The organism is Pseudoalteromonas sp. Ld20, assembly GCF_045064175.1.
Taxonomy (GTDB): domain Bacteria; phylum Pseudomonadota; class Gammaproteobacteria; order Enterobacterales; family Alteromonadaceae; genus Pseudoalteromonas; species Pseudoalteromonas neustonica.
Map to the genome: position 1 here is coordinate 1 of NZ_JBISHB010000032.1, position 11,747 is coordinate 11,747.

The 11,747-nt window shown below is 41.5% G+C and carries 16 protein-coding genes and 2 pseudogenes; 5 read left to right on the forward strand and 13 right to left on the reverse strand.

The features are described 5' to 3' along the window. From ACJJVX_RS08035 to ACJJVX_RS08080, 10 genes and pseudogenes are all read right to left on the reverse strand, one after another. A pseudogene (locus ACJJVX_RS08035) lies at window positions 1-306 on the reverse strand (hypothetical protein); the annotation flags it as partial. Between the two features lie 257 nt (window positions 307-563). Continuing rightward, entirely contained in the window at window positions 564-1,016 is a 453-nt protein-coding gene (locus ACJJVX_RS08040; RefSeq protein WP_405630950.1) for a hypothetical protein, read from the reverse strand. Next, window positions 1,009-1,326 (reverse strand): hypothetical protein, encoded by a 318-nt coding sequence (locus tag ACJJVX_RS08045; RefSeq protein WP_405630953.1) that lies wholly within the window; start codon window positions 1,324-1,326, stop codon window positions 1,009-1,011. Before ACJJVX_RS08045 ends, ACJJVX_RS08040 begins: the two co-directional genes overlap by 8 nt. Before the next feature lie 2 nt (window positions 1,327-1,328). Next, a complete protein-coding gene (locus tag ACJJVX_RS08050) occupies window positions 1,329-1,721 on the reverse strand; it encodes a hypothetical protein (RefSeq protein WP_405630956.1) in 393 nt (130 codons plus the stop codon). Window positions 1,722-1,729: 8 nt separating this feature from the next. Next, on the reverse strand, window positions 1,730-2,179 hold the full coding sequence (locus ACJJVX_RS08055; RefSeq protein WP_405630957.1) for a hypothetical protein: 450 nt from the start codon (window positions 2,177-2,179) through the stop codon (window positions 1,730-1,732). Further along, the gene (locus ACJJVX_RS08060; RefSeq protein ID WP_405630959.1) at window positions 2,169-2,648 is read right to left on the reverse strand and encodes a hypothetical protein; all 480 of its coding nucleotides are present in this window, start codon (window positions 2,646-2,648) and stop codon (window positions 2,169-2,171) included. Before ACJJVX_RS08060 ends, ACJJVX_RS08055 begins: the two co-directional genes overlap by 11 nt. 2 nt (window positions 2,649-2,650) lie before the next feature. Next, the gene (locus ACJJVX_RS08065; protein ID WP_405630960.1) at window positions 2,651-3,469 is read right to left on the reverse strand and encodes a hypothetical protein; all 819 of its coding nucleotides are present in this window, start codon (window positions 3,467-3,469) and stop codon (window positions 2,651-2,653) included. 10 nt (window positions 3,470-3,479) lie between these two features. After that, window positions 3,480-4,025, reverse strand: a complete 546-nt coding sequence (locus ACJJVX_RS08070; protein WP_405630962.1) for a hypothetical protein — start codon at window positions 4,023-4,025, stop codon at window positions 3,480-3,482. A 3-nt stretch (window positions 4,026-4,028) separates the two neighbouring features. Beyond that, complete coding sequence (locus ACJJVX_RS08075) at window positions 4,029-4,478, reverse strand: hypothetical protein (RefSeq protein ID WP_405630964.1); 450 nt, start codon at window positions 4,476-4,478, stop codon at window positions 4,029-4,031. Next, window positions 4,475-4,678 carry a hypothetical protein gene (locus ACJJVX_RS08080; RefSeq protein ID WP_405630967.1) on the reverse strand — a complete coding sequence of 68 codons (204 nt, stop codon included), beginning with the start codon at window positions 4,676-4,678 and terminating at the stop codon, window positions 4,475-4,477. Before ACJJVX_RS08080 ends, ACJJVX_RS08075 begins: the two co-directional genes overlap by 4 nt. A 201-nt stretch (window positions 4,679-4,879) precedes the next feature. On the opposite strand from ACJJVX_RS08080, the gene ACJJVX_RS08085 reads away from it, so the two are divergent. The 3 genes and pseudogenes from ACJJVX_RS08085 to ACJJVX_RS08095 form a co-directional block, all read left to right on the forward strand. After that, on the forward strand, window positions 4,880-5,581 hold the full coding sequence (locus tag ACJJVX_RS08085) for an HAD family hydrolase (protein WP_405630968.1): 702 nt from the start codon (window positions 4,880-4,882) through the stop codon (window positions 5,579-5,581). 83 nt (window positions 5,582-5,664) lie between these two features. After that, window positions 5,665-7,230: a hypothetical protein gene (locus ACJJVX_RS08090; RefSeq protein WP_405630971.1), complete on the forward strand. Its 1,566-nt coding sequence runs from the start codon at window positions 5,665-5,667 to the stop codon at window positions 7,228-7,230. A 344-nt stretch (window positions 7,231-7,574) separates the two neighbouring features. Further along, window positions 7,575-8,080: pseudogene (locus tag ACJJVX_RS08095) on the forward strand (IS5 family transposase); the annotation flags it as partial. An 86-nt stretch (window positions 8,081-8,166) separates the two neighbouring features. On the opposite strand, the gene ACJJVX_RS08100 reads toward ACJJVX_RS08095, so the two are convergent. Genes ACJJVX_RS08100 through ACJJVX_RS08110 form a run of 3 tightly spaced genes read right to left on the reverse strand, consistent with a single transcriptional unit; the run spans window position 8,167 to window position 10,495 of the window. Then, complete coding sequence (locus ACJJVX_RS08100) at window positions 8,167-9,354, reverse strand: vWA domain-containing protein (protein WP_405630974.1); 1,188 nt, start codon at window positions 9,352-9,354, stop codon at window positions 8,167-8,169. 1 nt (window position 9,355) lies between these two features. After that, a complete protein-coding gene (locus tag ACJJVX_RS08105; protein WP_054204294.1) occupies window positions 9,356-10,204 on the reverse strand; it encodes a MoxR family ATPase in 849 nt (282 codons plus the stop codon). Window positions 10,205-10,255: 51 nt separating this feature from the next. Then, a complete protein-coding gene (locus ACJJVX_RS08110; RefSeq protein WP_342884621.1) occupies window positions 10,256-10,495 on the reverse strand; it encodes a DUF1653 domain-containing protein in 240 nt (79 codons plus the stop codon). A 60-nt stretch (window positions 10,496-10,555) separates the two neighbouring features. Between ACJJVX_RS08110 and ACJJVX_RS08115 the strand changes: the two genes are divergently transcribed. Next, window positions 10,556-11,038: a DUF2947 domain-containing protein gene (locus tag ACJJVX_RS08115; protein WP_054204292.1), complete on the forward strand. Its 483-nt coding sequence runs from the start codon at window positions 10,556-10,558 to the stop codon at window positions 11,036-11,038. Between the two features lie 65 nt (window positions 11,039-11,103). Then, on the forward strand, window positions 11,104-11,733 hold the full coding sequence (locus tag ACJJVX_RS08120; protein ID WP_211841981.1) for a hypothetical protein: 630 nt from the start codon (window positions 11,104-11,106) through the stop codon (window positions 11,731-11,733). The last annotated feature ends 14 nt before the right edge of the window (window positions 11,734-11,747 follow it).

The following is an 11,747-nucleotide window of genomic DNA, read 5'->3' on the forward strand; positions in this document are numbered from 1 at the left end:
CGCATTACTTATCCCATCTAAACTCAGTGGGTACATACGGTTATCCATCAACTGTTTTATAAAATCAATTGATTGATAGTAACGCCAGTGTTCAACGGGTTGCGGGTTGAGCCACGCGACTTTATCAAAGTGATCGGTGATACGGTTTAACCATGCACTGCCGGGTTCTTCGTTGTAGTGCTCAACTGAGCCGCCGGGGTAGGCTATTTCATACGGGCCCATAGTGGTATCCCCCACAAATATCAGTTTCTAGTCGCTGGTAAATTTGTTGATCAGCGTCATGGTGTCAATAACGTTTGAATAGCGGAGCTAAAGCGCTCTTCACAGGCGTGAATGTCAAAAGCTGGACAGGCAGTGGCACTAAACGAGGCTGAGGGCCTTAATTAATCATCAACGATACTTAGTTGAAGGCCTAAATTCATATAGATGAATGGAGCATATTCATACCAAACGACTTCATTACTGAATGCATAGTCATATTTAAAGTAAGTTTAAAAAATAACAACACTTGGTTTTTTAATAAAAAATAAAGAAAACACAGCTGCCTGCTTGACTGGGGTTTTCTAATGGGTAACTCCTTTGGCTTTCTTCTGAAAAATGCTCACTTCGTTACCATTATGAACAATTTCAAGGTCAATACAAAGACCTTTGATGGCGCATTTTTGATATAGCAGCTTTTCGGCCTGCTGTTTGTTGTTAGCTGGCAGTGCAATCAACAACTTTTCGTCCTGTAGCGCTTTTATCCCAAATGGCTCGGCACATTGCCTAGGATTATTACAAGCAATCACTAGCCACTGTCTTAGTTCTTCGCTGTAGCTGCGAGTAACGGCCTGCCATTTGTTGTGATGAAAAACCTGATATTGACCATCAAGTACCCGCAGTAAGTCGGCTTCTGCGGGCAAGGCTTTAAAATTGTGCGTTACAGGCTGCGCCACTGGCTGATGTAAAAACAACAATATAGCCATGGTCAAAATAGACCAGAAGTCTGCGGCTAACCATCCAATGTGTTTATTCATGGGTTTTATCTCCGCGTAAAGTCACCATAGTCGCTGTTAGTAAAGCGACGATTAAGCCTGCAATAGAGGTGGGTACTGCTGTGGCAATGGCTTCTGCAGTGCTTTCTTGGCTTAATCCTTCGCTAAAACCAATAAAAAAGCCAATGTAGGTCCCTAAAATACCAATCAGCAAACACGATGAAATAGCATGCTTTTCGAGCTGTGTAATTACAGGGCTGACTTTTAGTTTTAGTAGTTTTGCCGAAGTCACGTAAACCGTTAGTCCTAAAATAGATGATAATACTGCATAAATAATAAGTGTACTTTGCATGTTTACGATCCTTTTCCGATTGATACCGGGCATACCCATCTAACGGCATTGCCCTTAAACGATGCTGCACCTGACTGGATACTGGGCAGTTGGTTATAGATTTCACAGCTTTCGTCTGCGAGGTTTAGACCATTTTTTTTATTGACTCTAAATGCGGTTGGGGGCGCGTAATTGCTACCTGCAAACTCCCAGCAAAGCTTAGGGTTGTCGTTTGCAAGCGCCACCCATTCACAATTGTCGTCACTCGTACCCGAACGAAACTGTAAGGCCTCCGTTTTTTGTGCGTTCACTGTCAGCTCTTCGGCTTTTTCATCAGATTCAAATATTGCAATCATTGACGCATAGCTCACAAGCATTGTTAATAAAGCTAATGTATATGGAAGGGTTTTAGTCATAAGTCACCTCACTTTTTTGGCACAAGAAAACCAATCGCGTTTTCGTGCTTAAATTTGAAATTGTGGTAGGTCGCTAGACAATAATCGACCAGCGCTTGTTCTAGATTTTTAACTGGCTCTGCAAGATAAACTTGCTTTGTACTTGCTTCGGCAAAGACCTTGGCAAATGCAATTGTTGATTGGTATTGGTGCTCCTTAAGTTGACTTTTTGTGACAATCCACCAGTCTTTGTTTGGTTTTTTTGCGAAAGAAAATACCTTTAAATTAGAGTTCGAAGAAAACAACAAGCAGGTTCCTTCCTGAGCTGCGCTAATCGCATATTTAACTGCCGATTTGTTATCGCATTTATTGTTAATACAGTGAGCCTGAGCGAGTGCTACGCTTTTGTCAGACGCTAAGGCTGAAGTCGCTAAGCTCATATTAAACACGACTAGTAAGCCCACCCATTTATGGTTCATGTCTGCTCTCCCTAATTTCTGTATAGTGGCGAACTTGACGTTGCAATTTACTAGCAGCCCTCTGCGCTTCTTGATTTAGGGCCAGTAGTTCGGCAACCACCAGCAGCTCGTGTTGTAAAGAGCTCACCACAATAAATTTGTGATGCATCTGCGATACAAGATCGATACTCGGACAGGCTTTTTGATTTAAATTCACCAGTGCAGAAAACTGATGAGAAAAATTAAGCAGTTCTTCACTTAAGGTACTCGCCGCCTCTTTCATCTCACGCGATGTCATCGTATCGATTTCTGTAAAGTGGCTGAGCGATTCGGGCCACGCTGCTAAGTGCAAAAGCAATACGCTATCGGCTCGTGAGTCGGCCTGATTACTGCATTTAACAAACTCACCGCTCAACTTCGTTGGCGAAGCACTGGCAGCAAAAATGCTGCCCAGTGCATAAGTTACCATTGCAAGAATAGGCGCTTTCATGCCTACTCTCCTTGCTTTAACGCATACTTCACACCTAAGCTTGAATAGTCTCCCAACAGCAGATCATCTAGGCTTATCAGTACACCTTTTGCAGCAGATGAGCCGTAAATTTCAAGGTAAGGCTGATCGTTGTTAGTATGTTTAAAAACCATTTCTGTTATGTCGGGTTTTATCTTTTTAAGTGCCTCCCATACCTCAGCATTCACCTCTTCGCCATAAAATTTAACCGACTTAAGCGAATAGGCCGGCTCTAACAAAAGCAATTTTAAAGTCCAAGTAGCACGGTCTGAAATAATCGCTGCACTGTTTGTTGCTGAAAACCCAATTACTTCGGCTGAGCTAGGCAAAGCGAACGTTAGCTTATTTGCGTCTAGCCGTTGCTCTCCTATATGCGCCTTACGGACTGCATTTTCGCACGCACCTAGCTGAAACTTGCGCAGTTCTAACTCTTCGAGTGAAGCAAAGGCGTTGACGTTACTCGCAAGCATGGCCAAACAATAAGTTGAGGTAGCAATAGCATCGTCCTTTGTTTTGTCGCTCTCTCGCGCTTGCGCTAACTCAAGTGTCGACACAAAAATTTGCTCAGCCTCCTGCACAACAGATGGGTGCTTATCTGCAAACAGTGCTTTGTAATTGAGGTCTTTAAATTCACGAAGCAATGCCACTCGTGTTTCATCACTCTCAGACTGAAACATACTACTTGCCAATGCGTAAACCTCGGTTGGCATAATGTACTGCTCAACCTCTAGAATAGAACTCGCAAGAACTGAACTGCTTAGCAAAACACCCGATACCATTGGTACTACTTTTCTAAGTCTCATGTCTGACTCCTTATTTAGCTTTGGCATTATTTAAATTGGCCTGACTAATCTGATAGTCTTCCAAAAGTTGTAGGGTGCCCGAGAATGCATTTTTAGACTGCAACCTAGCCTGGAGGGTCTCGAGGATAAGATCAGCTTGCTCAACGATCAGAGAATTGGTCTTAACCTCTGCAGGCAAGGTAGTGACTACCTCCAATACATCTTGAGCGATGTTTTCTAACTGCTGTAACGACAGCTCGCACGTTGATTGATATGCTTCTTGAAACACGGCTAGTTGCAGCGATTGATCTGCAAGTGCATTACAATAACCATGCAACCTTTGTGCGCTACTTAAGGCCGCTTTATATGAGTTGGTTAGCTCGCCTGCAGAATTAATGAGCTTAGATGCCAAACTAGACATGCTTTTAATCTCTGCGATTAAGTCCTTATCACTTTTTTGTGTGCCTAAGGGAACCACCACTTCTGTGCCCCCGTCGTTGATATTGTTAACATTGGCAGAAAGCTGAAAAGAGAGTCCTGCTGATAGTGATACAAGTGCAATTGAAAGAATTTTCATGACCTACTCCTTAACTGAGTATTTACTGATTGAAGAATTTAAATCCGTAATGTGCGAATTCGTTCGCGCGATGTACTCACGTAAGAGTTGACAGCTATCGCTCGATTTACACTCGGCCGCGAGTAGCTCCTTTTCGGCCTCTTCGAGTAATACTTCCTTGAGCTCTAGCTGTTGTTGTAAGAACAATACTGAGAACTGCGCAACATGCCGATCGTTATTTTCGACACGCTCTTTGAGCAAGTCGCTATTCGCTAAGGCATTTACACCTGCTAAAAGCGTTTGCTTGCTTTGTTCCTTAAATATGCTTCGGGCTTCATTGCTTTTTTCACTGCTGTCCGATACCTTATTGGCACTTTTGTACAGTAAATCTAGCTTGGCTTGGTCTTGCTCGTTCGCATGTGCTGAGCAAATCATGCACCCGCTAAGTAAAATGCTAAGTAGTGTCTTTTTCATTTTTCATCTCCTGATGATTTCAGTTTTAGTAATGACTTTTTTGTTATAAAGCGTGGTTGCTTTTTAGCTTTAGGTAAGGGAATTTCCTGCATCTGAATTTGACGATAGGTTTCGTTGTTTCCAGGAGCAGGCGGTAAAGCACATCCGTTCACTAAGAGCATTGCAATTGCGCCTAAACACATGATTTTTAACTTCTTCATTATTCACCCTGTTGATTTGCGGTAAATTCAAGTTATGAGAAATTTTTAAGCCTGTATATAGCAAAACCCAAAGATACATCCATGAACGTGCACGACACTGTTCATGCACGTTCATGAATGTTTATTGTTTATTTTTCATTTACTTATGAAACTATTGAATTTATGGTGACGATACTGATTTAGGCATATAAGGTGTTAAACATGGTGAAGGTAATAACAGATGTCGATGGGTGTTTAAGTGCAGGGAGATTTGCCTCCTTCAATTTAGATACGTTCCAAAGATTGCAAAAAATCGTTGAGCAAAATGACATTCACTTAGTCCTTGCGAGCGGAAGAGCGCAAGGTTATTTGGAGTGTATTAGCCAAATATTGAATTTAAACACGCCTTATATTTGTGAAAATGGCGCGGCCATATTTGATCCTCACTTAAACAAATACATCTACAACACAGAAAGCGCCTTAATTGAGCAAGCAAGCAACAGGATTGTTGATAAATTTAAAAAGGCCGCTGTATTTGAACCAAACAAGCAGTTCACACTGAGCTTGCGTTTAGTGAATGATCGATTCGCTGATATAAAGGAGGAATTTACTGCAATAAATGAACTGCTTAGCGATGTTGAAGAACTAGACGTTACGCATTCTAATTCGGCGATTGATATTTTACCGAAGTCACATTCAAAACTATCGGCCTTAGAAATATTATGCGCACAAAATAATTGGTCACCGGAGGAGTTTATTGGCTTTGGCGATTCTAAAAACGACCTAGACTTTTTATCGGTTTGCAAGGTGGCTGGTGCGCCCGCAAATTGCACACCTCAGGTTGCTAATCTTGTCGATCATGTATCTCAATACGACAACATCGAAGGACTAGTTGAATTTTTGAATAGTACACTGGCTAGCTAAATTAGATGTGCCAGATGCGCTAAATCACGATATCGCGATAGTGTGATGCAGCAATATTATTAAGAAGTAAGGACATAAATACCATGACAGCTAAATTAGAAGTTTCACAAAAAATACGTTTATTGTTAAGTGAATTTGACTGGAAAAAACTTGCTCACTTTATCAGGAATATAGACGCTGCTAAGTGCGACATTGAACTACAAGACAGCATTAATAAAGAAATTCACCGAAATTCAGCAACTCGTTGGATAAATGACGGAATGGTAGGCAAACACAGCTTCTTTAAACTAACTGAAATTCAAGAGTATTTGTCAGACGAGCTAAGTGAAAAAGAAGCTGTGATTACAAAGGCTTTCGATTTGCTATCACAATATTTTCCATCTATTAACCCGCTTTATACCAGAAAAAGCTCCATGCACCTTTTAAGAGTGAAGTATGAAAATCTGCTTAAAGATTGCAACAGTGAAAGCATTAGCGAATTTGAAGCGGTCGAAAATATGGGTGATGATTATTTACCTTATTATAAAGAGCGTCTATTGCCCGATTTTTTGAATGTGCATGTTGAATCCTTAACAAACTTTTTGGGCGAGTCTGCTCAGCAATCTATAGCTTCCAAAATGTTTACAATAAACAATCCACTTAATGGACAACAGCACGTTTATCCGGCAATCGACCTATTACCAGGCGGTTTAGCTTTAGAACTTAGCGATACTCTGAGCTTTTTAGACAGTAATGATCCCCCTGAAGATTACATAGCAGCGGTTAAAAAAACAAAACCTGTAATTTTTAATGCGCCGACTTTTGCGCTACAGTCATTATCGTTACAAACCGGTGAAATGAAGTGCGCGGTGAGTGATTACTTTAAAAATTTGTATCACTGCGACAAACACTTTTACAATATTGTGGGTGGCTTCCCAGGTTTAAATAGTGCAATGCTTAGCGACTATATGAACAGCGCAAACATTGAGGAATGGGCACAGCGACTCAAAAACATTGTCGTTGACAATGACTTTTCTCAAGGTGAATACTCGCTAGGCAGTGCTTGCTTGTTTATATACAACACAGAAGAGCGTGGTTACCAGGCGCTGCTTGCCAAAATGGCAAAAAAAGCGAATGGCTTTAACGACACGCACGTTATACCAGCGAGTATGTTTCAGCCAGTATTAAATAATCCTTTTGATTATGATCGCGAATTAAACTTTAAAGATCAGGTGATACGAGAAGTTGCCGAAGAGATTTTTGGTTATCCTGAACGCACTAACTCGCACCCAAACAACTACTTAACAGAATTGTATGCACACCCAGAAATTGCCGACTTAGAAGCCTTATTTGAGTCTAAACAAGCTGAATTTCATGTAACTGGCTTGTGTTTAGATATGTTCAGATTACGCCCCGAAATTTTAAGCACCACTATTATCCACGATGCAAGTTGGGCGCGAGAGCATTTTCCTGCATACAAACAATTAGGTAATTGGGAAACCACAAAAAATGGGCTTATGGCTATTACACTTTGCGATGATCAGTTTTATGAAATATGTGCGTCGAGCCGCACTAAACCCTTGTGCGCACCAGGCATTGCCTCGTTCATTAAAGGCTACAGTAAATTTAAAGATGTTATGGAAGCTAGAGCCGAGCGTAAAGTAAGTTAACATACTGGCTTTGGCGCTTACTCGGTTTGGTAGCGCTAGGCCATTTTTTCAAGCTATTTGATGGCGGAGTAACTTTATGTCAATCTACCTCCTTCTTAGACTAAATACTAATTTCTCAATTACCTTTTATAAACTCTAAACAACATTGCTAAAACGTTCACTTAGCTCTGTTTCTTTTCAAATAGATAAAACAGTCTAACTGTTTCGATAAAGTACCAGGGACAAAAACTCGAAGAAGAAATTTATGCGGAATCTAGGGAGTGTTGAACTTTGTAGTATAAAAAACAAACAACACGAAGGTGAGGTATAATTGAATGCACTAAAAAACGTTACACCGAACCCTCATACCAAGATTAATGTTAACAGACGGTACATGGAATGTCTTATCAAAAATAATGTACTTAAGTGGTCGAATTTATAATTAGCCCGACCATAGAAAAACGCTCGAAGGCATACTGTATAAGATGGCAAAGGTATTCCATGGCGAGATTTACCTTCTTATTTTGACCGTTGGAGTGCTATCTACAGACGGTTTAATTTATGGTCTAAGAAAGGGATGTTGAATGAATTTTTTCGCGCACTATCTCGTGATGCAACATGGATTGGTCCTCATTGATGGCAGTATTTTCAGGGCTCACCAACATAGTTGCGGTGCAAGAACTGCTGACAATGAATCAATTGGGAAAAGTCGAGGTGGTACTTCTACTAAAATTCACCTTCAGTAGATAGTGAAGGGTTGCCTGTTTATTATGAATTATCCTGTGGAAATATGCATGATATCGTCCATACAGAGTCACTCGTAGCCAATTGCCCAACAAGTAATGTGGTTGTCGCAGACAAAGGCTACAACAGGAAATGGCAAATGAGGTCGCGTCTTGCCTTTTTCCTCTTTTTTGGGTGCTCTAAATAGATACGGAGCTGTGGTTAATCCACGCTTTAACTCAACTCTTTGATTGCATTGCTTATCCCATCTAAACTCAGTGGGTACATACGGTTATCCATCAACTGTTTTATAAAATCAATTGATTGATAGTAACGCCAGTGTTCAACGGGTTGCGGGTTGAGCCACGCGACTTTATCAAAGTGATCGGTGATACGGTTTAACCATGCACTGCCGGGTTCTTCGTTGTAGTGCTCAACTGAGCCGCCGGGGTAGGCTATTTCATACGGGCCCATAGTGGCATCCCCCACAAATATCACTTTATAGTCGCTGGTGAACTTGTTGATCAACGTCATGGTGTCGATAACGTTTGAGTGGCGGCGTTGGTTATCCTGCCAAACGTGTTCGTATAAGCAGTTATGAAAGTAGTAAAACTCTAAGTGTTTAAACTCGCTGTGGGCGGCGCTAAATAGCTCTTCGCAGGTGTGAATGTAATCATCCATTGAGCCGCCAATATCAAACAGCATTAATACTTTTACTGCATTATGACGCTCTGGTGCCATTTTTACATCAAGCATGCCGCCTTGCTTAGCTGTGGCGCGAATGGTCTCATTTAAATCAAGCGTATCACTTGCGCCTGTGCGAGCAAATTTACGTAGTTTTTTAAGGGCGAGTTTAATGGTGCGCGAGCCTATTTCACGGTCAGAGTCTAAATTACGGTATTCGCGTTTATCCCACACTTTTACAGCGCGGCGGTTACGGTTGCCGTCTTGGCCTATGCGCACGCCCTCAGGGTTGTAGCCATAGGCGCCAAAGGGCGATGTACCGCCTGTGCCCACCCACTTATTGCCACCAGCGTGGCGTTTTTGTTGTTCTTCTAGGCGCTCTTTGAGGGTTTTCATGAGTTCATCAAGACCACCCATCGTTTTGAGTTGCGCTTTTTCTTCATCCGTCAGGTGTTTTTCAAACTCTTTACGCAGCCAATCATTAGGTAAGTCATGCTGTTGCTTTAGACTTTCTAATAAGTCGAGATCGGCAATACCAGTAAAATAATCGCTAAAGGCTTTATCAAAGCGATCAAAATGGGTTTCGTCTTTAACCATAATAGTGCGGGCTAAATAATAAAAACCGTCAATGTCGGCAAATACCGCGCCTTTTTTTAGCGCGTTGATCAAGTCAAGTAGCTCACGCAAACTCACTGGTAAGCGGTATTCCCGTAGTTTGAAGAAAAACGCAATCAACATCTTAACGGCGGCTCATAAAGGCAAGTTTTTCGATTAAGCTAATATCTTGTTCATTTTTTAAAAGCGCACCAAACATTGGCATTAAGCCGCCTTTTTGGCTTTTGTCGTGCAGCGTTTTTGCGTCGATGTCTTCGGCCATTAAAAGTTTAAGCCAATCAAGTAGTTCGCTGGTAGATGGCTTTTTCTTAATGCCGTTGACTTCACGTAAGCCAAAAAATACTTCCAGCGCTTGGCGTACTAAATCTTGTTTAACATACGGGTGGTGTACATCAACAATTTGTTGCATTTCATCGCTCGATGGAAAATCAATGTAGTGGAAAAAACAACGACGTAAGAAGGCATCTGGTAGTTCTTTTTCGTTATTTGATGTGATGATCACAATAGGGCGTAGCTTAGCGACTACACGTTCACCGGTTTCATAAACATGAAACTCCATTTTATCGAGCTCTAATAATAAGTCGTTAGGGAACTCGATGTCGGCTTTATCTATTTCATCAATTAATAATACCGGGCGTTTGTTATGTTCTTCACCATAAGTAAATGCCTGCCACAATTTACCTTTAACAATGTAGTTACCAATATCATGAACGCGCTCATCGCCTAATTGACTGTCGCGTAGGCGCGATACCGCATCATACTCATACAGACCTTGTTGTGCTTTGGTGGTCGATTTTATATGCCATTGAATAAGCGTGGTATCTAAACTTTTAGCGAGTTCTTCAGCCAGCATGGTTTTACCTGTACCGGGTTCGCCTTTTATAAGGAGTGGCTTTTCAAGCAAAATAGCCGCATTAACAGCTTGTTTTAACGAATTACTTGCTATGTAGTTATCTGTAGAATGAAATTGCACGGTAATACCTATCTGGTCTGAGCAGTAATAATGTTAGCCATGATGCCATATCTAAGTGGCCTCGCCAAGATAAGCAAAGCGGGGGATGGTTTGGCCGTCTTTTTCTACGGTCTCTAAAAACATACTCAGTGGGCGTGCCCACATGCCAAACTCGCCGTAAAGGGCTTGATAAATAACAAGCTGCTCGTGCGTTTCGCTATGAGTGGCAGCATAAAATACTTTGTACTTAGGGCCTTTGTAGTGTTGATATATGCCTGATTTGAGGGAATGTGGTTTTATTGCTGTAGTCATGTTTTGATCTCTTGTATAATTTGCGCTTGCACTTTTAATGCTAACTAATTTGCTACTATTATGAACTATATACCGTTAGATGATTACAAAAAAGCGTGGGTTTTTCGCCATAAAGATGCCCCTGTTAATGAGCAAGATCTTGCTTTAATAAAACCAATGAGCCATGAGCGCGCTGCGGTTTTATGGAGTACAATGGTGAGTCGCGAGCATGATCATCCCGATTTTTTTGAAAAAACAGATTGGTGTGGCAACGAAGAAAACTTTACGCAAACTATCCATTGGGAAGCTGCATGGGAAGAAGGCGCAGATCAACTCCCTCAAGACATTCTTGATCACTTAGGCTGGCAAGCAAATACCACGGTGTATTTTTGTATTGCCCGCGATAATATTATCGAAACCAGTTTTGATGTATTTAAGCGCAATTGGCAAAACTTTATGTTTTTAGCTGATGGTAGTTTGCTATTAGGCAAAAAGCGCGACGAGGTTGTTCAATTTTTAGAAACGGGTGACGCTAAACTAGGCGCAAAGCCACAAGCGAAGTAAATAGCTTAAAATGCGGTCAGTACTGTGCTATAAAATAGTTAACTAAACGTTTTTGAGTATAAGTGTTGGCTGCAAGTGATCCCCATCAACAAGGTGATATTTGGCAATCAGATGCGCAGCGTGTGCTTTATGCACAGCTGTGTAACGCTTTTTATGCGCGAGAAATAAATCGGCTTACGCATGAGCTCAATGAATCGCGCTTACGAAAAACACTAAAAAGCCTGCCTTATTATGTTGAATGCGCAGCGACACATATCGTAAATGGCCAAGTGCCTTTTCAATTAGATCCACAAAATGGCTGCTGGCTTGAGAAACAAACAGCGCACCCGCCCGACGAAAAAAAGAATGGTACTTTTTATCAAACAGATAAAAAAACGGGTTTAATAGTGCCGTTATTGGTTAATAACGATAATCATACTCGTGTTGCAATAGACAGCATCGACCAAGTAAGCGACAATAAACTGCATTGTAATGAGCACGGTTGGTTTGATTGCGCAGGGCGCTCACTTGATGGGTTAGCTGTTGTGTTACTTAAGCCCAGCAAAGCCACAATGGCTGCTGCATGTTGTGGTCACCAATGGCATTTTGCTAAACGTTGTACACCGCGAACTCTATCACTGAGAGAAATGCTGCTTGCAGGCAATATCAATTGGCGTAATTTAAAACGCCCGTATGTTCACGTTAAAAAAATATAATACCAGTTGCCTCA